Annotated in this window: 26 protein-coding genes and 2 pseudogenes; 11 read left to right on the top strand and 17 right to left on the bottom strand. The window is 63.6% G+C overall.

Going from position 1 to position 23,864, the window contains the following annotated elements; genetic code table 11:
- Window positions 1-37 precede the first annotated feature (37 nt).
- Complete coding sequence (glpK, locus tag FIU81_RS10880) at window positions 38-1,525, top strand: glycerol kinase GlpK (protein WP_124112293.1); 1,488 nt, start codon at window positions 38-40, stop codon at window positions 1,523-1,525.
- 50 nt (window positions 1,526-1,575) lie between these two features.
- Here glpK and FIU81_RS10875 read toward each other — a convergent pair whose 3' ends face one another.
- Window positions 1,576-2,805: a lytic murein transglycosylase gene (locus FIU81_RS10875; RefSeq protein ID WP_124112257.1), complete on the bottom strand. Its 1,230-nt coding sequence runs from the start codon at window positions 2,803-2,805 to the stop codon at window positions 1,576-1,578.
- Between the two features lie 65 nt (window positions 2,806-2,870).
- The gene (locus FIU81_RS10870) at window positions 2,871-4,004 is read right to left on the bottom strand and encodes an FAD-binding domain-containing protein (protein ID WP_124112256.1); all 1,134 of its coding nucleotides are present in this window, start codon (window positions 4,002-4,004) and stop codon (window positions 2,871-2,873) included.
- A gap of 91 nt (window positions 4,005-4,095) precedes the next feature.
- Here FIU81_RS10870 and FIU81_RS10865 point away from each other — a divergent pair, with 91 nt between their 5' ends.
- From FIU81_RS10865 to FIU81_RS10845, 5 genes and pseudogenes are all read left to right on the top strand, one after another.
- Entirely contained in the window at window positions 4,096-4,722 is a 627-nt protein-coding gene (locus FIU81_RS10865; protein ID WP_124112292.1) for an ATP-dependent Clp protease proteolytic subunit, read from the top strand.
- A 119-nt stretch (window positions 4,723-4,841) separates the two neighbouring features.
- The gene (gene clpX / locus FIU81_RS10860) at window positions 4,842-6,095 is read left to right on the top strand and encodes an ATP-dependent Clp protease ATP-binding subunit ClpX (protein ID WP_124112255.1); all 1,254 of its coding nucleotides are present in this window, start codon (window positions 4,842-4,844) and stop codon (window positions 6,093-6,095) included.
- A gap of 79 nt (window positions 6,096-6,174) precedes the next feature.
- Window positions 6,175-6,524, top strand: a pseudogene (locus FIU81_RS10855) (Rid family hydrolase).
- Between the two features lie 58 nt (window positions 6,525-6,582).
- Window positions 6,583-6,966 carry an NADH:ubiquinone oxidoreductase subunit NDUFA12 gene (locus tag FIU81_RS10850; protein WP_124112254.1) on the top strand — a complete coding sequence of 128 codons (384 nt, stop codon included), beginning with the start codon at window positions 6,583-6,585 and terminating at the stop codon, window positions 6,964-6,966.
- Complete coding sequence (locus tag FIU81_RS10845; protein ID WP_254695899.1) at window positions 6,963-7,442, top strand: DUF2155 domain-containing protein; 480 nt, start codon at window positions 6,963-6,965, stop codon at window positions 7,440-7,442. Before FIU81_RS10850 ends, FIU81_RS10845 begins: the two co-directional genes overlap by 4 nt.
- Here FIU81_RS10845 and aat read toward each other — a convergent pair.
- The 4 genes from aat to FIU81_RS10825 form a co-directional block, all read right to left on the bottom strand.
- The gene (gene aat / locus FIU81_RS10840; protein WP_124112253.1) at window positions 7,409-8,059 is read right to left on the bottom strand and encodes a leucyl/phenylalanyl-tRNA--protein transferase; all 651 of its coding nucleotides are present in this window, start codon (window positions 8,057-8,059) and stop codon (window positions 7,409-7,411) included. The two genes, FIU81_RS10845 and aat, sit on opposite strands and share 34 nt — an antisense overlap.
- A 5-nt stretch (window positions 8,060-8,064) precedes the next feature.
- A complete protein-coding gene (gene accC / locus FIU81_RS10835; RefSeq protein ID WP_124112252.1) occupies window positions 8,065-9,417 on the bottom strand; it encodes an acetyl-CoA carboxylase biotin carboxylase subunit in 1,353 nt (450 codons plus the stop codon).
- Between the two features lie 10 nt (window positions 9,418-9,427).
- Complete coding sequence (gene accB / locus FIU81_RS10830; protein ID WP_124112251.1) at window positions 9,428-9,910, bottom strand: acetyl-CoA carboxylase biotin carboxyl carrier protein; 483 nt, start codon at window positions 9,908-9,910, stop codon at window positions 9,428-9,430.
- Window positions 9,911-9,991: 81 nt separating this feature from the next.
- A complete protein-coding gene (locus FIU81_RS10825) occupies window positions 9,992-10,309 on the bottom strand; it encodes a hypothetical protein (RefSeq protein WP_124112250.1) in 318 nt (105 codons plus the stop codon).
- A gap of 180 nt (window positions 10,310-10,489) precedes the next feature.
- Here FIU81_RS10825 and FIU81_RS10820 point away from each other — a divergent pair, with 180 nt between their 5' ends.
- Complete coding sequence (locus tag FIU81_RS10820) at window positions 10,490-10,771, top strand: hypothetical protein (protein ID WP_124112249.1); 282 nt, start codon at window positions 10,490-10,492, stop codon at window positions 10,769-10,771.
- Complete coding sequence (locus FIU81_RS10815; RefSeq protein ID WP_124112248.1) at window positions 10,764-11,591, top strand: urea carboxylase-associated family protein; 828 nt, start codon at window positions 10,764-10,766, stop codon at window positions 11,589-11,591. Before FIU81_RS10820 ends, FIU81_RS10815 begins: the two co-directional genes overlap by 8 nt.
- Here the strand turns inward: FIU81_RS10815 and pobA are convergent.
- From pobA to FIU81_RS10790, 5 genes are all read right to left on the bottom strand, one after another.
- Window positions 11,588-12,766: a 4-hydroxybenzoate 3-monooxygenase gene (gene pobA / locus FIU81_RS10810; protein ID WP_172971457.1), complete on the bottom strand. Its 1,179-nt coding sequence runs from the start codon at window positions 12,764-12,766 to the stop codon at window positions 11,588-11,590. The genes FIU81_RS10815 and pobA overlap by 4 nt on opposite strands.
- A complete protein-coding gene (locus tag FIU81_RS10805; protein ID WP_124112247.1) occupies window positions 12,766-14,151 on the bottom strand; it encodes a TRAP transporter large permease in 1,386 nt (461 codons plus the stop codon). Before FIU81_RS10805 ends, pobA begins: the two co-directional genes overlap by 1 nt.
- Window positions 14,141-14,644 (bottom strand): TRAP transporter small permease, encoded by a 504-nt coding sequence (locus FIU81_RS10800; protein ID WP_124112246.1) that lies wholly within the window; start codon window positions 14,642-14,644, stop codon window positions 14,141-14,143. The genes FIU81_RS10805 and FIU81_RS10800 overlap by 11 nt, the downstream gene beginning before the upstream one ends.
- 11 nt (window positions 14,645-14,655) lie before the next feature.
- A complete protein-coding gene (locus FIU81_RS10795) occupies window positions 14,656-15,681 on the bottom strand; it encodes a TRAP transporter substrate-binding protein (RefSeq protein ID WP_124112245.1) in 1,026 nt (341 codons plus the stop codon).
- 80 nt (window positions 15,682-15,761) lie between these two features.
- Window positions 15,762-16,229, bottom strand: a complete 468-nt coding sequence (locus tag FIU81_RS10790) for a GNAT family N-acetyltransferase (RefSeq protein WP_124112244.1) — start codon at window positions 16,227-16,229, stop codon at window positions 15,762-15,764.
- Between the two features lie 143 nt (window positions 16,230-16,372).
- Here FIU81_RS10790 and galE point away from each other — a divergent pair, with 143 nt between their 5' ends.
- Window positions 16,373-17,395, top strand: a complete 1,023-nt coding sequence (galE, locus tag FIU81_RS10785; protein ID WP_124112243.1) for a UDP-glucose 4-epimerase GalE — start codon at window positions 16,373-16,375, stop codon at window positions 17,393-17,395.
- A 13-nt stretch (window positions 17,396-17,408) separates the two neighbouring features.
- On the opposite strand, the gene FIU81_RS10780 is transcribed toward galE, so the two are convergent.
- The 4 genes from FIU81_RS10780 to FIU81_RS10765 form a co-directional block, all read right to left on the bottom strand.
- Window positions 17,409-18,149: an SDR family oxidoreductase gene (locus FIU81_RS10780; protein WP_124112242.1), complete on the bottom strand. Its 741-nt coding sequence runs from the start codon at window positions 18,147-18,149 to the stop codon at window positions 17,409-17,411.
- Entirely contained in the window at window positions 18,146-19,453 is a 1,308-nt protein-coding gene (locus FIU81_RS10775) for an FAD-binding oxidoreductase (RefSeq protein WP_124112241.1), read from the bottom strand. The genes FIU81_RS10780 and FIU81_RS10775 overlap by 4 nt, the downstream gene beginning before the upstream one ends.
- A complete protein-coding gene (locus FIU81_RS10770; protein ID WP_124112240.1) occupies window positions 19,450-20,892 on the bottom strand; it encodes a UbiA family prenyltransferase in 1,443 nt (480 codons plus the stop codon). The genes FIU81_RS10775 and FIU81_RS10770 overlap by 4 nt, the downstream gene beginning before the upstream one ends.
- A gap of 145 nt (window positions 20,893-21,037) precedes the next feature.
- Entirely contained in the window at window positions 21,038-21,580 is a 543-nt protein-coding gene (locus FIU81_RS10765) for a YceD family protein (RefSeq protein ID WP_124112239.1), read from the bottom strand.
- A gap of 76 nt (window positions 21,581-21,656) precedes the next feature.
- On the opposite strand from FIU81_RS10765, the gene FIU81_RS10760 reads away from it, so the two are divergent.
- The gene (locus tag FIU81_RS10760; RefSeq protein ID WP_124112238.1) at window positions 21,657-22,106 is read left to right on the top strand and encodes an outer membrane protein assembly factor BamE; all 450 of its coding nucleotides are present in this window, start codon (window positions 21,657-21,659) and stop codon (window positions 22,104-22,106) included.
- 40 nt (window positions 22,107-22,146) lie between these two features.
- Here FIU81_RS10760 and msrB read toward each other — a convergent pair whose 3' ends face one another.
- The gene (msrB, locus tag FIU81_RS10755; RefSeq protein WP_124112237.1) at window positions 22,147-22,539 is read right to left on the bottom strand and encodes a peptide-methionine (R)-S-oxide reductase MsrB; all 393 of its coding nucleotides are present in this window, start codon (window positions 22,537-22,539) and stop codon (window positions 22,147-22,149) included.
- Window positions 22,540-22,645: 106 nt separating this feature from the next.
- Between msrB and FIU81_RS10750 the strand changes: the two are divergent.
- A pseudogene (locus FIU81_RS10750) lies at window positions 22,646-23,382 on the top strand (GNAT family N-acetyltransferase).
- 165 nt (window positions 23,383-23,547) lie between these two features.
- Here FIU81_RS10750 and FIU81_RS10745 read toward each other — a convergent pair.
- Window positions 23,548-23,844 carry an ATP-dependent Clp protease adaptor ClpS gene (locus tag FIU81_RS10745; RefSeq protein WP_124112235.1) on the bottom strand — a complete coding sequence of 99 codons (297 nt, stop codon included), beginning with the start codon at window positions 23,842-23,844 and terminating at the stop codon, window positions 23,548-23,550.
- Window positions 23,845-23,864 lie beyond the last annotated feature (20 nt).

The following is a 23,864-nucleotide window of genomic DNA, read 5'->3' as shown; positions in this document are numbered from 1 at the left end:
CCGCACCCTGTTCGGCAAAGAACAGGGAGAGCCAACCGTGACCCATATCCTCGCCATCGACCAGGGCACCACGTCCAGCCGCGCAATCATCTTCGACGGTGACATGAAAATTGTCGCCACCGCGCAGGAAGAGTTCGACCAGCATTATCCGCAGTCGGGCTGGGTCGAGCACGATGCGAACGACCTATGGTCCTCGACCGCCGCCGTCTGCCGCTCGGTGATCGAGAAGGCGAATGTGGCGGAAGGCGATATCGCCGGGATCGGCATCACCAATCAGCGTGAGACGGTCGTGGTCTGGGAGAAGGACACGGGCCGTCCGATCCACCGTGCTATCGTCTGGCAGGATCGGCGCACCAGCGACATTTGCCGCGAGCTGAAGGAGGCCGGGCACGAAGAGACCGTGATCGAGAAGACAGGCCTTCTGCTCGATCCTTATTTTTCCGGCACGAAGCTGAAGTGGGTCCTCGATCACGTCGATGGTGCACGAGAGCGGGCGCGCAACGGCGAGCTGCTGTTCGGGACCGTTGACACTTGGCTGATCTGGAAGATGACGGGCGGTCGGTCCCACGTGACGGACGCGACGAACGCCTGCCGCACGCTGATGTACGACAGCTTCAAGGGCCGCTGGTCGACGACCATAGCGAAGATGCTGGATGTTCCGATGGAGATGCTGCCCGAGGTGCGCGACAGCGCGGGCGATTTTGGCATGGCGCGCGCTGATCTGTTCGGGCGCGAAATCCCGATCCTCGGCGTTGCGGGCGATCAGCAGGCGGCGACCATCGGGCAGGCGTGCTTCAAGCCGGGGATGCTGAAATCGACCTACGGCACTGGGTGCTTCGCCCTGTTGAACACAGGCGAAACGCCCGTTCGGTCCAGCAATCGGCTGCTGACGACCGTCGCTTACCAGCTGAACGGCAAGCCGACCTATGCGCTGGAAGGCTCGATCTTCATCGCGGGTGCAGTGGTGCAGTGGTTGCGCGACGGATTGAAGATCATCCGCTCGGCGTCCGAGACCCAAGGCTTGGCTGAGCGTGCCGACGATGGGCAGGACGTGGTTCTGGTGCCGGCGTTCGTTGGCCTTGGTGCGCCATATTGGAACGCCGATTGTCGCGGGGCTGTCTACGGTCTGACCCGTGGTACGGGGCCAGAGGAGCTGGCGAAGGCCGCGCTGGAATCGGTCGGCTACCAGACCCGCGATCTGCTTGAAGCGATGCGGGCCGATTGGGACGACATGGGTGAGCCCGAGACGTTGCGAGTCGATGGCGGGATGAGCGCGTCGGACTGGGCGATGCAGTTCCTGTCGGACATCATCGGCGCGCAGGTGGACCGGCCCGAGGTGCTGGAGACGACGGCGCTGGGCGCGGCATGGCTCGCTGGGATGCAGGCCGGGGTGTACCCGGACATGGACGGTTTTGCGGAAAGCTGGAGACTGGATCGGTCATTCGAGCCGTCGATGGAAGATGACGTTCGGGCCGAGAAATACGGACGCTGGAAACGGGCGGTCGAGGCCACGATGATGGTCTAGTGTCTTTCGAGGCGTCGACTTTTCACTACTTAGACCAAAGAAAAGGGATGTCAGCGCGCCAGTTGCGCTGACATGCTGCGTTCGGGGAAGCAGGTGGCGGGGCGGCCCTGTGCCTCTTGCCAGCGACCGATAGAGCGGCGGGTCTTGAAGCCCGCCAAGCCATCCGCACCGCCGACGTCGTGTCCCTGCGCTTCCAAACCGCGCTGGATGGCAGCCACGTCCGAGCGCATCATGCCGCCGACCTGGCCCCAGCGGCCCGAGAAGTCGCCCGATCCGTACTGAATGCGGTCGCCCACGTGGCCGACGAAAAGGGCGTAAAGGTCGCTCATGTTGTAGTCTTTCAGGACATAGAAGTTCGGCGTAACGATGAAGGCCGGGCCGTTGCGGCCCGCGGGCATCAGCAGAAAGCCTTCGCCGCGCGCCTCGTGGTCTGGGAAGGGGCGGCCCGATACGCGGGATATGCCCATGGCGGCCCAATCCGCGATGCGGCGGCCCTGATCGGGGCCTTCCAGAGTGCAAGAGACAGACGCAGGCACGGTGACCTCGAACCCCCAGTCAAGGCCCGGTTGCCAGCCGTGCTGTTGCAGGTAGCGCGCGATGGACGCCATCGTGTCGGCCTCTGACCGCCAGATGTCTGCGCGTCCGTCGCCGTTGCCGTCGGCGGCGTATTTCAGGAAGGATGACGGCATGAACTGCGGTTGCCCCAGCGCCCCGGCCCAGCTGGATTTCATCGCGGCTTCTGGCGCGTGGCCCGCTTCGGCGATCTGCAGCAAGGCCACGAGTTCTTCAGTGAAGTAGTCGCGGCGGGTGGACATGAAGCCCTTGGTGCCCAGCACGCGAAAGGCGTTGTGGGGAATATTCACACGCCCATACCCGCTTTCGCGTCCCCAGATGCCCAAAACGATACGCCCCGGAACGCCCGTTGCGCGTTCGATGGCAGCGAGTGTACTGGCGTGGTCGCGGGCCATCTGTCGACCCACGCTGGTCGCGCCGTCTAAAGAGCCGCGGTTGAAGTACTTTCCGGGGCTGCCGAATTCCGCCTGGCTTTGGCGACGCGGGCCGGGTGTCGTTCCCGGCGGCACAAGGTCCGGCAGGTCCCAGTCGAGACCGACGCCTTGGAATGCTGCATTGAAAGTCTGCTGGCTGACGCCCTTCGCGCGCGCCTGCGGCCAGACGGTCTGCGCCAACCAGGTACGGAATTGCCCTTCGATTGCGGCACGGTTCTGGGCTGCGGCAGGCAGTGACAGGGCAAGCAGGATCAACAGGGCGCGCAGGAGCATAAGGTTCGTCCTATCCGAAGGAAATTACAGATCGTTTAACACGCGAGCGATCCGCGAAAAATGGATTAACCGTCCAGCAGGCGAGGGATCGCTTTCTTAACCTTGAAGTAACCTGCTGTGGTGTAATGCCACGCGCGCGTGTCCCACGGGTCCATGATGCGTGCGATAGGGCGGCCCAAGCGAACCTGCAATGCGTCGAGCGCCTCTCGTGCAGGACCTTGCGGAGCGTATGGCGCGGCGAGTGCGTCGAAAGCGCCCGCCCATTCGGCCACGGCGTCCTCGTTGGCAAGGTGTGTGTTGGTCCCGAACCTGTCGCGGGCATCGGCCAAGGCGCCATCGGTGAACGCGCGTGCGTGTCGGCCAGTGGTCCAAGGAGAGCGGCGGTCGGGGATATGAAACGTGGCGATGCCCTCTGGTTCAGGCAGGCCGGGCGACAGGTCGTCTTGGTGCAGGATCAAACCGACGCGGCCTTGCGACCACGCATCGCCCAGCGGCACGGGCGAGACCTCCGGCACGGGCGGGCCGTCCAGCGGGTCGGCATCCTCGTTCATTAGTCCCACAGGATCGAAGCGCCCACCCGTGTAGCGCCTGATATTCTCAGCCCTTGCAAGATAGTGCTTGCCACGCGTGTGCAGGCCGCCCACCCAGCGCCACGACAGGGTGTTCGAGGCCGGATCGCCGTCCATCAGGTGGCGCAGGAAGAAGTCCGCTCCCAGCGCCCAGGGCAAGCCTAGCGTGAATATCCAGATGGACGCCGTCCACATCCGCGCGTGATTGTGCAGGTAGCCCGTGCTTACCAACTGCTGCGCCCAGTGGTCGTAGCAGTCTAGACCGGTCTCACCTTTGCACGCGGCTTCCCACCGGGCGCGCAGGCCGGACTCGGTCGCCAACCGGTCGCGCCCTTGGCGAACCTCTGCGCGGTAGTCGACCCAGATGGAGGGTCGGCGTTCGAGGTAGCCCTTGAAGTAGGTGCGCCAGAAAATCTCTGACACGAATTTTTCCGCCGCATCCCCGTGTTGCTTGCGGACAGGGGCGATCACTTCGGCTTCTCTTAGCAGGCGATGCATTAACCACGTTGACAGGCCCGACACGTGGGACACATCGTCTTCGTTCCGCCTGCGGGCATAGGCGATTCCGGCCTGGGGCAGGAAGTCGTGAAGCCGGTTCAGGCCGGCGGCGCGAGTGGGATTGATAACCATTGCGCAGACATAGGCGGCGCTTGGGGGATTGGCACTGCCGCCTGGCCTCCTTATGTCTGGGTTCGATCGGGCGGAAAAGGAAGAGCAGACCGTGAACGACCCCATTCAGACATATAACAACCTGGTTCCCATGGTGGTCGAGCAGACCAGCCGCGGCGAGCGGGCGTACGACATCTTCTCGCGCCTGCTGAAGGAGCGGATCGTCTTCGTGAACGGCCCGATCCATAGCGGGATGAGCCATTTGATCGTGGCCCAGCTTCTGCACCTGGAAGCAGAGAACCCGAAAAAAGAGATCAGCATGTACATCAACTCGCCCGGTGGCGAGGTGACATCGGGCATGTCGATCTACGACACGATGCAGTACATCCGGCCCGCCGTTTCCACGCTGGTGTGCGGTTTGGCCGCGTCCATGGGGTCGGTTCTGGCCGTGGGCGGCGAGAAGGGGCAGCGCTTTGCATTGCCCAACGCCGAATTCTTGGTGCACCAGCCCTCTGGCGGCGCGCAGGGCACGGCGTCGGACATCCTGATCCGCGCCAAGTCCATCGAAGACACGCGTGAGCGTATGTACCGTTTGTACATGAAGCACACCGGTCAGGACTACGAGACGGTGCAGAAGGCACTGGACCGCGACAAGTGGATGACGCCGGAAGAAGCCAAGGAATGGGGCCACGTCGACGAGATCGTCGAAAGCCGCAAGGTCCCCGACGGCGACGAGTAACACCGAACGGCCCGCGCACGCGGCGCGGGTTTTTGCGATTGCGGGCTCATTCCCCCCGGCCTAGGCTGGGGGATACGAGCAAAAGACAAGATGAGGGGCGCAGACCCCGAAGGATGGCCATGGCGAACAACTCCGGCGACAGCAAGAACACGCTCTATTGCTCGTTCTGCGGCAAATCCCAGCATGAGGTGCGCAAGCTGATTGCGGGCCCGACCGTGTTCATCTGCGACGAATGCGTCGAGCTGTGCATGGACATCATCCGTGAAGAAACGAAGTCTGCCGGGCTGAAGTCTTCCGAAGGTGTGCCGACGCCCAAGGAAATCTGTGAGGTTCTGGACGACTATGTGATCGGCCAGCGCGTCGCCAAGCGCGTGCTCTCGGTCGCGGTTCACAATCACTACAAGCGCCTGAACAACGCCGGAAAGTCGGAAATCGAGTTGGCGAAATCGAACATCATGCTGATTGGCCCGACGGGCTGCGGCAAGACTTTGCTCGCCCAGACACTGGCACGCATTCTTGATGTGCCGTTCACGATGGCCGATGCGACCACCCTGACCGAAGCGGGTTACGTGGGCGAGGATGTTGAGAACATCATTCTCAAGCTGTTGCAGGCGTCTGAGTACAACGTCGAACGCGCGCAGCGCGGCATCGTCTACATTGACGAGGTCGACAAGATCACCCGCAAGTCGGACAATCCGTCTATAACCCGCGATGTGTCGGGCGAGGGTGTTCAGCAAGCACTGCTGAAGATCATGGAAGGCACCGTCGCGAGCGTTCCACCTCAGGGCGGACGCAAGCATCCGCAGCAGGAGTTCCTGCAGGTGGATACGACGAACATCCTGTTCATCTGCGGTGGCGCCTTCGCGGGGCTGGAAAAGATCATCGCGCAACGCGGGTCCGGTTCCAGCATCGGCTTCGGCGCTGACGTGAAGGACAAGGACGACAAGGGCATTGGCGAGCAGCTGGGCGATCTGGAACCCGAAGACCTGCTGAAGTTCGGTCTGATCCCGGAATTCGTCGGTCGTCTGCCCGTCATCGCCACGCTCGAAGATTTGGACGAAGAGGCCCTGGTCACGATCCTGACGCAGCCGAAGAACGCCTTGGTGAAGCAATACCAGCGTCTATTCGACCTGGAGGACGTGCGCCTGACCTTTACCGATGATGCGCTAAAGGCGATTGCCAAGCGCGCCATCGAGCGCAAGACCGGCGCGCGGGGCTTGCGTTCGATCATGGAAGACATCCTGCTCGATACGATGTTCGACCTGCCGGGCACCGAGAACGCAGAAGAGGTTGTCGTGAATCTGGAGGCCGTCACAAGCGACGCTCAGCCGCTGACGATCTACGCCGATCAGAAGGACTCGGCGACCGCCTGACCTTGGGTGCAGTATTTTTGACGAGATGAAGCAGGGGCGTTCCGGGATCGGGGCGCCCTTTCTCTTTGGGGGGATCGGGATGGAAAGGTTTGGATCCGGCGGCGCGTATGAAGCGCAAATCGGGTACTGTCGTGCCGTGAAAGCGGGCGGATTCGTTTTCGTATCGGGCACCATCGGGCAAGGGGAGACGGTCGTCGAGCAGTGCCAAGACGCGCTGACGACCATTGCCAACGCTTTGGCGCGCACAGGAAGTGGTTTCGACAAGGTGGTGCGAGTAACCTACTACCTGACGGACCGCAGCGAATTCGCCGCCTGCTGGCCGATTTTGTAAGGACCTTCGGCGCAAACCCTCCCGCCGCCACGATGATCGAAGCGGGGCTGATCGATCCCGCGTATCGTATCGAGATCGAGGTAACCGCACGAGCGTGACCGCTGGACGTCGGACGGCGGGTGTTCTATCCCGAAGCCAACCCGAATGGAGGCCGCCATGGGCATTCTGCGAAACCTTCTGCAAGCCGTGACCTGGTGGAACGGTGCCACGCTGAACACGCGGCTTTGGTCGTGGCGCAATGGTTCCAAGGTGGGCGAGGATGCCGCCGGAAATACGTTTTTCCAGAACGATGACGGGTCGCGCCGTTGGGTGATGTTTAACGGAGAGGCCGAGGCCAGCCGCGTCGGTCCCGAGTGGCACGGGTGGCTGCACCATACCTTCGATGAGCCACCGACCGAACGCCCGCTGATCCGGCAGGAATGGGAAAAGCCGCATTTGCCGAACCTGACCGGCACGCCGCAAGCCTATGCGCCCGCAGGTTCGATCCGCCGTGTGCAGCCCAAAGAGCGCACGGATTACGAGGCGTGGAGCCCCGAATGATGCGGCTAACGCTCGCGCTTGCCCTGATCGCGGCGCCCGCTTTTGCTCAGGATGACGGCGTCATCGAAATCCCGGGCGCGGGAGAGCTGTTCCAAGACAACGGCGATATCATGCAGCAGGATATCGAGAACGGTATTCTGATCCCGCTGAACGACGATGTGACGGAAGAGGTGCGTGACCGCGTCGCTCCGGGGCGGGCGGTGATCCTGCGCAAGCTCGATAAGCTGACCGGCGATGTGCAGGATATAGAACTTGGCGCCGGCCAGTCGGCGACTGTCGGTCGCCTGCAAGTCAGCCTGTCAGAGTGTCGCTATCCCGAAACGAACCCGGCCGGGAACGCCTACGCACATCTCGTCATCCGCGAACAGGGCGCCGATGCGACGATCTTCTCGGGATGGATGATCGCTCAGGCCCCCGCGTTGAACGCGCTGGAGCACCCGCGCTATGACGTCTGGGTGATGCGCTGTATCGTTTGATCGGGTGAGGGAACGGGACGCGCCGCATCGAAAAGCGCGGGGCGTGCCAGAGCATTTGCGAGGCGTCGGTGGTATTCAGCGCGGCTGATTTCCAGCGCGCCGAGCGATGCCAGATGCGGCGTGATGAACTGCGTGTCGAACAGCTTGAACCCGCAGTCACGCAGCCGGTCTATCAAGTATGCCAAAGCAATCTTGGACGCATCTTTTCGGCGTGAGAACATCGATTCACCGAAGAAGGCTGCCCCCAGCGTGACGCCGTAGACGCCACCGACGAGCGAGTCATCCTCAAAGACCTCGATGGAGTGGGCATGCCCGATCCGGTGCAACTGCCCATAAAGAGATGCGATTTCAGCGTTGATCCAAGTCTCATCCCGTGCGGCGCACCCTGCGACGACGCCAGTGAAATCCGTATCGAAGGCAATTCGGAAGGGCTCGGCACGGACGCGGCGACGCAGGGAGCGCGACAGCTTGAAGCCGTCGAGTGGAAAGATACCTCGGTCGCGCGGATCGACCCAGAAGATCTCTTCGGCGTCCTGCGCTTCGGCCATGGGGAAGATGCCGCGCGCGTAGGCCCGTAGCAATAGATCCGGGGTCAGCGACAGGCGATCTTCCTTCATGCGCGTCAGCCGACCGGCGGATTTTCTTCCAGGAATTTTTCCAGCCAGTGGATCGTGTAGTCGCCGGTCTGGACGGCTTCAGCCTCGAGAAGTGCGCGGAACAGCGGTACGGTGGTGTCGATGCCATCCACGATCAACTCTCCCAATGCGCGGTTCAGGCGCGCCAAAGCCTCTGGGCGATCCCGGCCATGCACGATGAGCTTGGCGATCAGCGAGTCGTAATAGGGTGGGATGCGGTAGCCATCGTAAAGCGCGCTATCCATGCGCACGCCAAGCCCCCCGGGCGCATGATACTGCGTGATCTTGCCGGGTGAGGGCGAGAAGCTGGGCAGCTTTTCGGCGTTGATGCGCACTTCGATGGCGTGGCCGTTGATCTGCAGATCGTCTTGGCTGAACGACAGAGGCTCGCCAGCGGCGATGCGGATCTGTTCGCGCACGAGGTCCACGCCGAAGATCGCTTCGGTCACGGGGTGTTCGACCTGCAGGCGGGTGTTCATCTCGATGAAGAAGAACTCTCCGTTTTCGTACAGGAATTCGATGGTGCCCGCGCCGGAATAGCCGATGCGCGCGACGGCGTCGGCGCAGGTTGCGCCGATACGCGCGCGTTCCTCTGACGTGATCGACGGACCGGGTGCTTCCTCCAGCACTTTCTGGTGGCGCCGTTGCAGCGAGCAGTCGCGTTCGCCCAGATGGACGGCGTTGCCCTTGCCATCACCGAAGACCTGCACCTCGATATGTCGGGGCGTGTCGAGATAGCGCTCAAGATAGACTTCGTCGTTGCCGAAGGCGGCTTTGGCCTCGGATCGCGCGGTCTGGAACGCGCTTTCCAGATCCGCAGCCGTACGGGCCAGCTTCATGCCGCGCCCGCCGCCACCGGCAGTCGCTTTGACGATCAGGGGAAAACCAACCTCTTCCGCCACGCGTTTGGCGGTTTCCAGATTGGGCACGCCGCCTTCGGAGCCGGGAACGCAGGGAACGCCAAGGGCTTTCATCGTGTCCTTGGCGGTAATCTTGTCGCCCATGATGCGGATGTGCTCGGCCTTGGGGCCGATGAAGGTCAGCTGATGGTCTTCGACGATCTGCACGAAGTTCGCGTTTTCCGACAGAAATCCATAGCCGGGGTGGATCGCCTGCGCGCCGGTGACTTCGCAGGCAGAAATGATCGCCGGGAAATTCAGGTAGGATTGCGCCGCCGAGGGCGGGCCGATGCAGACGGATTCGTCGGCCATGCGCACATGCATAGCGTCCGCGTCTGCGGTGGAGTGGACAGCGACCGTGGCCACGCCCATCTCGCGCGCCGCGCGGATGACCCGAAGCGCGATCTCGCCGCGATTGGCGATGAGGATCTTGTCGAACATAAGAGGCCCCTCAGGCGAGGATGACGAGCGGTGTGCCGTATTCGACGGGCGCGCCGTCGGGCACGAGGATGTCTTTCACCGTGCCGGATCGTGGGGCAGGGATGTGGTTCATGGTTTTCATCGCCTCGACGATCAGCAGAGTCGCGCCTTCTTCGACCTTGTCGCCGACTTGGACGAACGGCGCGGCACCCGGCTCTCCGGCCAGGTAGACGGTGCCGACCATTGGTGATGGCACCGCGCCGGGGTCGCTGGCCGGATCGGCCGGAGCAGCCGGGGCTTCGGCTGCTGTGGCAGGCTGCGGGGCGGCGGGTTGCGGGGCGTAGGCCTGCATCATCGGGGCAGGAGCCGGGCCGCCACGGCTGACGCGTACGTCCAGGCTGTCATCCTCGGCGTATTCACGCTTCACGCGCAATTCGGTCAGATCGTTTTCCCGAAGGAGTTCGGCGAGCGCCTGGATGAAGGCCACGTCGTCTTGGTGTTTGCTGTCGCTCATGCTGTCCTCACCTGTCCGCGTCCCGTTTTTCGGGTGTCTGGGATGGGATATAGGCCAACTGGCGGCGGGTGGAAAGCGACGTCAGGCGCGGATGTCCACGGCGGTGCCCTTGCCGGGAGGATCGAGGTCGGCAGGGACGACATCCGGATCGGGACCGGCCGAACCAACAGGCTGTTCCACCGATGTATCCGTTTGACCATCACCATCCGCGGGAATGGAGGCTTCGTCGATCGGGCGGGCTTCGCGTAGACGTTCCAGTGGGGTCACGTCGAAGCTGGGGCGCGGCCCGACAAGAGCGTTGGGATCACGCGGCACAATCGGTTCGACCACTGCAGGAGAAACCGTTTGCGGCATGCGAGCCGCCTGAACGGCAGTGACGGAGGCTGTCGATTCGATCATCGCGCGGTTCCCTGGCTTCGATGCCGTCGAAATTACAGCATCGTGGGCACCGAGGTGTTAATGCCACGGGATAAAATACCTTGGATTTTAACGAGCGGGATCGCCTTGACCCCGACGCGCGCCCTTGCCAGCGTCTGCTCCTGTCGCGGAACGGGGGATGAACGTATGCGGATTTGGGTGATGATAGCTGTTGCAGTGGGTCTGACCGGCTGTGTGATGCCGGAAACCGGCACGACGACCGAGAGCGCCGGGGGTGTCGAGACCGCTTCCGCACCCGCCCCCGCGTTCCAGGCCCCGCGCGGCACGTCTCCGGCTGCTCTGGCCGCGTTGCCCGCAGGCATGTCCCCCGCCATGCTGATCCGCGACGGCAACGGGTGCTACGGTCTGGCCATTGAAGCGACAGAGCCGGTTTCGGGCATTCCGCTGCGGGGACCGGGTGGTGCGCAGGTCTGCGATGCCTGAAGCACCGGGTGATGCGGACACACGCCGCGCGGTGCCGCCCGTCCGCGTTTACCCTGACGACAGCCTGCCACCCGCCGACACGCACGTCGGCGATATAACCCTTGTGAACACGATCCGCGTGCCGCCACGCGACGCGAGGGCAATCAGGGTTCCGGCCGGTCACGTGCTGCGACTGCGCTCGGTCGAGGGGCCTCAGGTCGGCGATCTGAACCTTTTTGCCGCCGATGACCTTTCCGAGCAGTTCTATTCCGGCAAGACACGCGCCCTGCACGGCACGCATGTGACGACCGGAGACCGGCTATGGTCCAGCTTCCCGCATCTGCGCCCCATGGCGACCGTGATCCACGACAGCCTGGATTGGTACGGCACCGACCCCTTCGGCCTTAGGGTTCACGATGTGATCGGCACCCGCTGCGATCCTTATACAGGGCGCTTGCTGAGCGGGACAGATTACCACCACTGCTGTCATTCCAACCTGACGCGCGCTCTGGCAGAGGCGACCGGATTGCCGCTGCTGGAGGCCGAACCCCACGTGCACGACGTGCTCAACGTCTTCATGTGCACCGGCTTCGATGCGCAGGGCCACTACATGATGAAGGCCAGCCCCGTTCGCCACGGTGATACCTTTGATCTACGGGCAGAGATCGATTTGCTGGCCGTCTTGTCCACCTGTCCGGGTGGGGATTGCGGGGCGGGGCATTCGTCTGACGATGCCGCGTGCTTTCCGTTGGAGATGCAGGTGCTGGCGCCGTCGCAAGCGGTTCTGGATGCGCATCGTCAGCCCGACCTATCCGGCTACGATCGATCGCACGGGACTTAGTCCAAGGGCAGGCCCACGTAGTTCTCTGCGATCGTGCGGGATGCGGCTTCAGAACTCGCGATGTAGTCGAATTCCGCCCGCTGCATCCGCTTCTCGAACGGGGAGGCATCAGGGAACTGGTGCATCAGTGTTGAGAGTTGCCAAGAGAACCGTTCGACTTTCCAGACCCGGCGCAGGACGGTTTCCGAATAGGTGTCGATGTGCGTGCCGTTACCGCCGTAATGAGCGATCAGCGCGCGAGAGAGCAATCGGATATCAGCGACCGCCAGGTTCAGACCCTTCGCCCCGGTCGGGGGCACGATATGGGCGGCGTCCCCCGCCAGACACATTCGCCCGTAGCGCATGGGTTCGGCCACGAAGGATCGCAGCGGGGCGATGGACTTTTCGAAGCTCTCGCCGGTTTGCAGATCATCCGCGACCGGGCCGAGGCGCAGCTTCAGTTCTTCCCAAAAGCGGTCGTCGGACCAGTTCGCGATGTCGTCGTTCAGATCGCACTGCACGTAGTATCGGCTGCGCGTCTGCGACCGCTGCGAGGCCAGTGCGAAGCCGCGCGCATGGTTGGCGTAAATCAGCTCGTGGCTGACGGGGGGCTGCTCGACCATCACGCCCAGCCAGCCAAAGGGATAGACGCGCTCATAGGTCTGCAACACGTCCGAAGGGATGGACTGACGGCACGGCCCATGGAAGCCGTCGCAGCCCGCGATCCAGTCGCAGTCGATGCGGATGGGCTGGCCGTCGTGCGTCAGCGTGGCATGGGGCGCGTCAGTCTTCAGGTCGTGCAGCGCAACGTCGGCCACGCTGAACAGGAAGGGCTGACCTTGGGCGAAGCGGCTGTCGAACAGATCTTTTGTCACCTCTGTCTGGCCGTAGACCGTGACCGTCTTGCCCGTCAGCGCGGCGATATCGATGCGGTGGCGGTCGCCGTCGAAGGCCAGATCGAAGCCTTCGTGCTTCAGCCCTTCGCGGTGCAGGCGGTCCGCCACGCCCGCGTCCTCCAGCGCGGTGACGGTGCCCTGTTCCAATACGCCCGCGCGGATGCGGCTTTCGATGTAAGCGCGATCGCGGCGGTCGAGCACGATGCTGTCGATCCCGGCGTTCGCCAGAAGTTGCGAGAGAAGCAGCCCGGACGGACCAGAGCCGACGATACAGACCTGCGTTCGGATCGTTTTGGTCATCACAGGACTCGCGTCAGGTACAGGGACAGGACCGGCAGCGCGATCAGGATGGCGACGCGCAGGATCTCAATGGCGAAGAAGGGTGCGACGCCGCGAAAAATCGTGCCGATGCCGGTGTCGGGTGAGAAGGACTTGATGACGAAGACATTCAGGCCGACGGGCGGCGTGATAAGGCCCAGTTCCACAACGATTAGCGCGAGGATGCCGAACCAGATGCGCAGGTCATTGGTGGACATGCCGAACGCCGCATCCTCGGCACTGACGTAATCGCCGCCGTTCAGCGTGATGAGGACCGGCCAGAAGAAGGGCACGATCACCAGGATCATCGACAGGCTTTCCATGAAACAGCCCAGCACGATCAGGACCAGCAGCATGGCGATCAGGATGGTGTAGGGTTCCAACGCCGAGGCGGAGGCCCAGTCGGATAGGGCCGCGGGCAGGCCGGATCGGGCGAAGAAGCCCTTCAGGATGTCAGCGGCGAAGAGGATGAAGTAGATCATCGAAGACGTGCTCGCCGTGGCCAGAAGGGCAGCCTTCAGGCGCGGCCACGTCAGCCCGTCGTCGGTGGCGAAGGCGCGCAACAGCAGCCCATAGACGGCGATCAGGAAGACACCGATGGCGGCGGCGGGGGTGGGTGTAAAGAGGCCGAAGCCTAGCCCAAGGATGATCGCGCCGAAGATCAGGCCCACGGGCAACAAGCGGCGGATGGCGTGGCGCACTTCGGCGTCGGACAGGGGCGTCAGGGCGGGGGCAAGCGATGGATTGCGGGCTAGGCGCAATCTTATGACAATCAGGAAGAGTACGACCGCCATGATTCCCGGCACGATTGCGGCCTGGAACATCTCAAGGATGCTCGCCTCGACGACGATGGCGTAGATCACCAGCGCGACCGATGGCGGGATTAGGATGCCCAGCGTGCCGCCTGCCGCCAGAACTCCCGTGGACAGGCCTTCGTGGTAGTTCAATCGCCGCAATTCCGGCAGGGCCACGCGGCTCATGGTCGATGCCGTCGCGATGGACGATCCCGACACCGCGCCGAACCCTGCGCAGGCAAGAATCGTGGCCATGGCGACCCCACCCTTGATCTTGCGCGTCAGGGCCGACAGGCCTTGGAACAGATCGCGCGACAGGCCGGTCTCAGCCGCCAGAAAGCCCATCAAGATGAATAGCGGCACGACCGACAGGTCGTAATTGGCGACGCTGTTCCAGAGGGCGGTCTTGAACTGCAGCAGATACGGCTCGAACCGGATAAAGGGAGATGCGAGGCCGAGAACGTAGGTGCCGCCTATTCCAGTCACCAGCATCGCCAGCGCCACCGGGATGCGCAGCATGATCAGAACGAATAGCGCGCCAAGGCCGTATAGGCCGATGATCTCACGCTCCATCGGGCGCTCCGAACGTCTGAAGCAAAGTGGCCAGCGCCCATAGGACGCAAGACACTACGGCGGTCGGCATGAAGATCCAGACCGGCCAACCCAGAACAGCAGTCTCGGTCGCGTCCGACCGGGTTTCCAGCGTGCCAAGAGACAGCATCCATGCCAGCCAGATGGCGAAGGCGGCGATCAGCAGACCGGATAGCAGCGCGACGCTTCGGTTCGCCCAACCGGGCGCGCGGGACATGAAGACATCCACCGCAGCGTGCCCGCCAACCATTTGGCAGTAGGGGAACATCGCCAGCGCCGCGACGCCAACGAACAGTGTCACCGCGTCCTCGTATCCCGGCAGTCCGGATACATTGCCACCCAACGCACCGGCAACGGCGTCGGCGGTGAAGCCCGCGGCGTTCACCGCCGTCAGGCCAACGATCACCAGCAACACAAGGCCGCCGAGCAGCGCCCATGCCCGGATGATCCGTTCCAATGAAATCCGCAATGGCATGGGCGCGCCGGTTACTGTGCGTTCGCCTGAACGGCAGAACGTGCTTTGTCGAGCAGAGCAGCGCCGTCGATGCCTGCGCTCTCGACTTCCGCGACCCAACGCTGGGCGACAGCTTCGAACATCGGGTCAAAGGCGGCAGTGGCCTCTGCATCCAGTGCGGTCACGGTATTGCCCGCGTCACGCGCGATCTGCTTGCCGACGGGTTCGATCTCGTTCCAAGCCACGCCCATCTCCTCGGCCAAAGCCGCACCGGAATGGTCGTCGATGATCTGGCGCAGGTCGTCGGGTAGCGACTCGTAGCGGTCCTTGTTCATGGCGAAGAGAAAAGTGGACGTGCCGAAGCGCGCGCCCTCGTTCAGTTCGACAGAGGCAGTCGTCAATTCTGCCAGTCCTAGTGGGATGGCCACTTCGAACGGCACGAGCCCCGCGTCCACGGTTTTCTTCGACAGCGCCTGCGGCAGCGCCGGAACGGGCATGCCGACGGGTTCGGCGCCCAGTTCTTCAAGCACCCAAGCCCCGGTGCGGGACGGGCTGCGGACTTTCAGGCCATTGAGATCGCCGATTTCGGTGACATTCGCGCCATTCAAGTGCAGCGCGTTGCCGGAATGCACGTGAACAAGGATCGGGTGCACGTCTTCGAAGTCGGCGGCGAGGTCGGGCATCATCTCTTGGATGGCCATGTTCGTCGCGCGCGCGTCGCCCACGTGAACGCCGGGCAGTTCGAAGACCTCGACGCGGGGGAAGACGCCGGGGGTATAACCCGGCAGCGTCCAGACAAGGTCGGCCACACCGTCGCGCACTTGGCTGTACAGTTCCGGCGGGGCACCGCCGAGCGACATGGATGGAAAGATCTCGAACGCCAGCCGCCCGTCGGACGCGGTCTCGACTGCCTCCACCCAGCTTTCCAACAGCACCGTCTGCGTGATCGCCTTCGGGCTTAGAAAGTGATGGATCGAAAAAGTGAATTCCTGCGCCTGCGCCGCGGTCGAGACCATGGCGGTCGTTGCGAAGGCAAGGGCGCGCGTGAAGTTGGACATGTCATCCTCCCTGAATCGTGTCGGGTTGCGTCTGATCTTGGCCCTGTCTGCCCGAACCGGGCGGCAAGCAACAGCCCATCTCAGGCCGCGTCCATCAAAGAAAGGGCGTAGAAGACGCTCCACGGATCGGGGCCGTAGTTTGCGAAGGGAGAAGTCGGCTTGAAGCCGTGCGCTTCGTACAACGCGCGGGCGGCGGCGAAGGGTGAGTTCGATCCTGTTTCCAGCAGCAACGCGGTCAGCCCATCCGCGCGCGCCTGAGCGATGAGGGCCACAAGGATCGCCCGCGCAACGCCACGCCCGCGATGGCTGGCGGCGGTGTGCATCGACTTGATCTCGCCTTCCTGCGCGGACAGCCGCATCAACGCGCCGATGCCCGCCAGATCGGCCCCTTTCCATGCGCCCAACACAGTGATCTCAGGACGATCCAGCGCCGCGGCCTCTAGCCGGTGATTGCTTTCCGCCGGGCTGGATCCGTCGCAATGGGCGACATGGGCCGACAGCAAAGCCAGCACGGCAGGATCGGACAGATGCGCGGGCGCGATGTTCATAATCGGTCGTTCAATCAGTTCAATGCCTTAAACTGGCAAGTCAACCTCTGCGGCCAGCCGCTTTCGATTCGGTACTGGCCCGACGCCCAGCAAGACGCTAACAGACTGACGCAACCCGCAGGGCAGGGCAACGGGGATCCGGAATGGCACAAAGAATATTCGTGACTGGCGGCGCTGGCTTCATCGGATCGCACACGGTGTTGGCGCTTTTACGCGCGCGCTACGACGTGCATGTGTTCGATAATTTCCACAACTCGTCGCCCCGCGCGCTTCGGCGCGTAACCGAATTGACCGGCGCGCCCATCGGGACGACAGAAGGCGATGTGCGGTCAATGCGGGATTTGTCGGCGGCGGTGGATGCGTTCCGTCCAGACGCGGCGATCCATTTCGCCGGTCTGAAGGCGGTCGGCGAGTCGGAAGCCGAGCCGTTGGAGTACTACACGACAAACGTGCAGGGCACGGTGAACCTGCTGCGCGCGATGGACAAACAGGGCAGCCGGCGGATGGTGTTTTCGTCCTCTGCCACGGTTTATGGCACTCCATCCTACCTGCCCTTCGACGAGGCGCACCCGATCAACCCGTCCAACACCTACGGGCGCACGAAGGCCATGGCCGAAACCGTGATCCGCGACTGGTGCCACGCCAACGGGGACGCGGGCGCGATGCTGCTGCGCTACTTCAACCCGGTGGGCGCAGACGAATCCGGCCGCATCGGCGAAGACCCCACGGGCCGCCCGGACAACCTGATGCCCTTCATCGCGCAGGTCGCCGTGGGGCGGCGGCAAAAGTTGTCGGTCTTCGGCGATGACTATGACACCCGTGATGGCACCGGAGAGCGCGACTATATCCACGTCAGCGACCTTGCCCGTGCGCATGTCGCGGCGGTGGAACGTGTGTTGGAACGGCCGGGCTGCGACAGTTGCAATGTCGGCACGGGGCAGGGCGTGACGGTGATGGAGATGATCCGCGCGTTCGAGCGTGCCTCGAACCGGCGGGTGCCTTACAAGGTGGTCGACCGTCGGGCGGGCGATTTGGGCAGCTACTACGCCTCGACTGAGCGGGCGCGCGACGTTCTTGGCTGGTCGCCGGAAATGGACCTGCACGAGATGTGCGCGAGCACCTGGAACTGGCAGCAGCAGAACCCGAACGGCTATCGCGACGGTTGATTGAGCGCGGCGTCTAGAAATCCGTCTTCTTGAACACGCTTTCGGGTAGGCTGCGGATCACGGCCATCACCAAACGCCAGCGACCCTTCACGTAGATCACGTCGCGCCCCTTCATCACGCCATCCACGATGGCGTTTGCCGCCTCTTGCGGTGATGCCGTCAGCGGGGCGGGCGTTTTCTTGCCCGCGATCATGTCTGTCGAGACGAAACCGGGAATGACCGTTGTGACCTGCACGCCGCTGCCCGTCAGGCGATTGCGCAAGCCGGAGAGGAAAGCGGTGAACCCGGCCTTTGCCGCGCCGTAGACGTAGTTGGACTTGCGCCCACGCTCTCCTGCGACGGACGAAATGCCGACGATCCGGCCCGATCCGCGCGCCTCGAACCGATTGGCGATCTCTCCCAGCAGCAACGCCGGTCCTTCGAAGTTCGAACGCATGACGCGCGCAGCCTCGGCCATATCGGTCTGCGCGTCCGATTGTTCGCCAAGGATGCCGACGGCACAAAGCGCGATTTCGGGCTGGTCGGGCAGGGCGTCGAGCATGGCGGTCATGCTGTCCGTCTCCAGCGCGTCGAATTCATGCAGTGAAACCGGCACATCATGGCGCGTCGCGATATCCGCGCGGTCATCTTCAAGCCGTTGCACGTCGCGGGCCGCCAGCTGGATCGGGTGGCCTTTCGCGGCAAAGGCATGGGCGCAAGCAAGACCCATTCCCGATTTTGCACCAAGGATCAGGACCGGGGCGGGGGTGCTCATAGGGCGAGCCTTTCGGATTGGGCGGATCGGAAACCGGCTGACAGGCCCATTTCGTCGCGCATTCGTTTCAAGTTGTCGGCACGGGGGTCGGCGGCGCGAAGTGTAGCCGCCTTCATCCGCGCGTCCTTTGCCAGATAGAAGCGACCGCCGTGGGCGATGGTGATCGCGTCCAGCCGCTCGAGGAGGGCCAGCACCTTGTCGGACACCGGGAAATCCAGTGCCAGCGTGTAGCCTTCCATCGGGAAAGAGAATTTGCCCGCACCGGGACCAAGACGTTTTAGGACGGCAAGAAATGATCCCGCGCGCGCTGCGGCGATTTCGTCCAGCAATGCTTCCAGCCCCGTTTGGGCCGTATCCAGCGGCAGAGCACACTGGAACTGCACGAACCCCTTGCGCCCGTAGATGCGGTTCCACCCGAGGATCGCGTCGAGCGGGTAGAAGAAGCTTTGCCAGTCGACGAGGCTCTGGCGCGGGCCGGACTTGCCCTTGCGCCAGTAGAACGCGTTGAACGCTTTTACGGTCAGGCCATTCAGCGCCCAGCCGGGCAGGTCGAAGGGCACGGATTTGCTGTCCGTCTTCGGTGTTGCCAATGGGTTGCGGCGCTTGGATTGCTGTGCCGTGGCGTGCTCGCCCAGCATCAGAAGCGACCGGCCGCGCGCAGCACCCGTTGCCAGGCAATCTATCCAGGCGACGGAATAGGTGGCATCGGCGTTGGCCTCGAATGCGGCCATCGTGTCGGTCAGGTTGGCACAAGGGATGGTTTTCTGCGCGATCCATGCGCTTTCCACGCGGCGCAGGCGGATAGCCGCACGCGTGACGATGCCGGTCAGGCCCATGCCGCCGAGCGTCCAGTCGAAAAGGTCGGCGTTTTGCTGGGACGAACAGCGCTGTTCGGTGCCGTCCGGCCCGACAAGGTCAAGCCATGCCACGCAAGAGCGGAAGGCCCCGTCTCGGTGGTGGTTCTTGCCGTGCACATCCGCCGCGATGGCACCGCCGAGCGTTACGAACCGCGTGCCGGGGGTGACGGCGGGAAACCAGCCGCGGGGTAGGAAAGCGTCGATGATCTGGCCTAGCGTGACGCCCGCCTCGGCCACCAACAGCCCCGTCTCTGCGTCGAAATCGAGCATCCGGTCGTGGCGGTCCATCTGAACCGTGCGGCGCAACGAGACGGCGGCATCTCCGTAGGCGCGGCCCGCGCCGCGTGCGATCACCGGGCCGCCCGACATTGCATCCGGCAGGCTACCAGGGGCCGGGCGTACAACCTCTGACGGCAGGCGCGGGTATCGTCCCCAGCCGGAAATCATGCCAGATACATACCGCCCAAAGCGAAGCCGAGCATGGCCAGCAGGCACATGCGGCTAGCGCCATCCTTCGCGGCGAAAACAAGGGGGTCGTCGTGCATTTGACCCCTGTGCGCTTTCATCACCATGCGTGTGATCCAGAACAGCAGTACGCAGCAGATCCCCCACAGAGCGGCCGGATTGGCATACATCGACTGCACGGAATCGCCGTCGAGGTAGAGCGCCATGACCAGTACCGACACAAATCCGGCACCCAGCGCGATCATCGCCACGATGGGTAGGTCGTCTGCGCGGTAGCCGCGACCAGCGGCTTCAAGCTCTCCTCGGCTGGCCATGTCGACCAGCTCGGCCTGCCGCTTCACGGCGGCGAGCGAAAAGAAGAGAAAGATCGAGAAGGCGAGCAGCCACACCGATAGCGGGATGCCGGTGGCATAGGCGCCCGCGACGATGCGCATGGTGTAAAGACCGGCCAGAACGCAGATGTCGATCACGACCTCGCGTTTGATGTACAGGGAGTAGGCCGTGGTCAGGCCGTAGTATGCGCCCAGAACCAGCAGGAATGTGGGGTCGATGGCAAGACCCGTGACGATGCCCCCAGCAAGCAGGCCCGCCGCCATGAAGGTACCGTGGCGTAGCGGGATCGCACCGCTAGCGAAGGGGCGCTTGCACTTGCGCGGGTGGGCGCGGTCGGCGGGCAAGTCCAGCAGATCGTTCAGGCAGTAGACGCTGGACGCGGTCAGGCTGAAGGCGACGAAGGCCAGTAAGCTGGCAAACGCGGTCGCGCCGGTGAACTGATGCGCGGCCAGAAGCGGCACGAAGCACAGCAGGTTCTTCATCCACTGGTGCGGACGCAGGGCGCGGAGGTAGGCGTACGGGTCTGTCTGCGATGCCCCGATATGGGTGGTGGGGCCGGTTGCTTCGGCTTGGCGGCGCAAGGATGGCGAGGCGTTGATCGTTACGGCGCGCGACGCGGCGGACCAGACGGGCAGATCGGCGGTCGCGTCTCCCAGATAGGCAAAACCGCCCGCACCGTAGCGTGCAGTCAGGAAGGCGGCCTTGGCCGGGCCTTTCAGGTTCGTGGTGCCGTCCGATCCGTGCACCTCGTCGAACAATCCCAGATGCGTGGCGACGGCCTCTGCCAGCCCGTGATCGGCGGCGGTTACCAGGACGACGCGCAGTCCTTCGGCGCGCGCTTTACGCACGTGATCGAGGGCTGTGGCGTCGTAGGGCAGGGTCGTCACATCCACGTCGGAAGCTGCCACGAGATGTCGTTTCAGCGCAGCTTTGCCCTTTGCCAGTGCCCTTAGGGCGGCGAAAGGGCTGCGCCAGTCGCGGGAGACGGCAGACCAGAACGTTTCATACAGCAGGTCGGTGCGCAGCAGGGTACCATCCAGATCGACGGCAAGGACCTCTGCGGTCGGGGTGGGGTGTTGAACGGTCACGCGGCGGACTCCTGCTACTGTCGTCCCCCTATTTTCACTCCTGATTGTGTCCAAAGTAGGGAGGGAATGACCCTTTTTACCCGATGATTGTGCAGAATCCGTTAACGGTGGAGGGCGGGCATATCCGCCGACCCGCTGTGGTCTGCTACCCGTCGGTTGCTTTCCTCAAAGCGTCGGCAAGACCGGCGAAGGGCTTGGTGTCTTCGTCGCGGATCGGCTCTGCCCCCGGAGGAGTGGCATCGGCGTCTATCGGCTCAACGCCCTCTGCCCTAGGAAAAGCGGGGATCGCGAGGGCCAGCGCCTCCGCCATTACCACCGACAGATCGAGCATATCGGTTAGCGGTTCGTCTTCCACGTCCCCCGGCATTTCCTGTTCGGCGGCTTGCGGGGAGTCGTATCCGGCGATGAAGCGGCGTTCGACGGGATCGTCGATCCGCGTGGTTACAGGCTCCAGCGTCACGCCGCAGGGCTGCACAACGGTCGCGCCCAGAATGGCCGAAAGCTCCCAGTCTCGATTGCCGATGGGGCGCAACTCACCGGAAAGGCTGAGTTTCCTGATCGCGCTGACGCCTATTTCCGCGGCCATTGCGGCGCGTGTTTCGGCATCCGGGCGCAGCGCCACGTTGCGGGGCACGCGCGGTACGGTGCCGGTCAGGCGGATGCGGTGTGGATCGCGTGTGTCGGCCATGGTCTCTCCATTCTTGAACGTCGCCCTCTTTGTGATGTAGGCAAGCCGCAGGGGCCGGGACAAGGACGGGTTGCACATGCACCACTTCATGCGGATCGCAGGCGCGTTAATGCTTAGCGTGTTGTTGACGGCTTGCGCGGCAGAATTTCGCAACCACGGCTATGTGCCTGCGGATGACGAGCTGGCACAACTTCAAATCGGTGTCGATACGCAGGCCGAGGTCGCCTCTGCCGTGGGCCGCCCGACATCGACCGGCGTTCTGGGCGCTGAATCGTGGTACTACGTGCAAAGCCGTTTTCGCCACTACGGTTACCGCGCGCCGGTCGAGGTTGACCGTGAGGTCGTCGCGGTGTCCTACGACAGCAACGGCCGACTGGCGAACATCGAGCGCTTTGGCCTGCAGGACGGTCGTGTCGTACCGATCTCGCGCCGTGTGACAGAGCGGAACGTGCAGGGCGTCGGCTTCCTGCGTCAACTCTTCGGGAACATCGGCCAGTTCAACCCGGCAGACTTCTTGGGCGGCTAATGGGCGACGTTTGGGGCCTTTTGGCCCCAGTTTCTGCCGATCAGTCTTCAGGCTCGAATTCCAAGGCAACGCCATTGATGCAGTAGCGCAGGCCAGTGGGCTGCGGGCCGTCGGGGAACACGTGGCCAAGGTGCGCTTCGCAGCGGGCACAATGCACTTCGGTGCGCTTCATGAACAGCTTGCGGTCCTCGGACGTGCCGACATTGTCGGGGTTTGCGGGCTCGTAGAATGACGGCCAGCCCGTACCGCTTTCGAACTTGTGGGCCTTGTCGAAGACGGGCAGGCCGCAGCACACACAATTGAAGGTGCCGGGACCGTCGGGGAAGTCTTCATGGGTGCCCGCGCGTTCGGTGCCGTGCTTACGCGTGACCTTGTAGGCCATGTCGGACAGTTGCTCGCGCCACTCGGCGTCGGTTTTTTCGATCTTTTGCATCGATCCTCCAGTGATGTGTCGCGGAACCGACACATGCTATCTACTATTGATGTCATAATGACATTTAAGGGCCATCATCCACGATGAAAGGGCCGGGAGCCACAGGATGACCATTCTCGCCAAGGGCCGCTATCGCGCGTTCGACGTTGCCGCGCCGGACGACTTGGCGCGGGTGATGGACTTGCGGCGGTCGGCCTTTCCCGCCGATCGCGATGCGCCGCAGACCGATGAGTATGACGCGCGCTGCAATCACGTGCTTGTAGAGGATCAGCGCAGCGGCCAAGCGGTCTGCACCTTTCGGCTGATGCCGCTGTCGGGCGGGGCGGAGATTGGCCAATCCTATTCCGCCCGCTATTACACGCTGGACCGGCTACGCGCGTTCGAGGGGCGGATGGTCGAACTGGGGCGGTTCTGCATCCATCCCGACCATCAGTCCGATCCTGACATCCTGCGTGTCGCATGGGGCGCTTTGACGCGGATCGTGGACCGCGACGGCGTCGAGATGCTGTTCGGCTGCGCGTCTTTCAACGGGACCGAGGCGCAGGCCCATGCCGACGCCTTCGCCATGCTGCACGAACGCCACGTCGCGCCGGCCCGGTGGCGCCCACGCGTCAAGGCGCCGCGCGTGGTGCGGCTGGCGCGTGCGCTGGCGACGCCCTTCGATCCCCGCCGCGCCATGGCCGCGATGCCGCCCCTGTTGCGCACCTACCTGACGATGGGGGCTGGGTATCTGATCACGCCGTGGTGGACGAAAAGATGGGCACGATGCATGTCTTCACCGGCGTCGAGATCCGCGCGATCCCGCCCGCCCGGCAGCGGTTGCTGCGGGCGGTTGCGGGTTAGGGGGGAGGGGCGCTGCCCCTCGCGCCACAGGCGCGGCAATTTGAGAAGGCGAGGGGCGCCGCCCCTCGCGCCGCAGGCGCGGCGATTTAAGAAGGCGAGGGGCGCCGCCCCTCGCGCTCCCCGAGGTATTTGAACAACGATGAAGGGGGCAAAGTCGCGCGCCGCTTACTCTTTCTCTGTCGTGAACGCTAACGGGTAGCCTTCGTCGCGCGCCATGTCGTTGGCTTGCTGTGATTTTTCTTCGGCGATCTCTTTCGTGAACACCGCCACGACGGATGCGCCCAGCTGGTGGGCGGTCATCATCACGTTCAGCGCCTCTCCTTCGTTCATGCGGAAGACGGACTTCAGCACCTTGGTCACGAAATCTCGCGGCGTGAAGTCGTCGTTCAGCAGGATCACCTTGTACAGCGGCGGGCGGGCCGTCTTGGTCTTGGGCTTCGGTTTCAGGTCGGTGTCGGTCATGCCCCATACATAGTGCACCT

Origin of the sequence: Palleronia sp. THAF1 (assembly GCF_009363795.1) — a bacterium.
Taxonomy (GTDB): Bacteria; Pseudomonadota; Alphaproteobacteria; order Rhodobacterales; family Rhodobacteraceae; genus Palleronia.
This window is presented reverse-complemented; position numbering and strand designations above follow the sequence as displayed.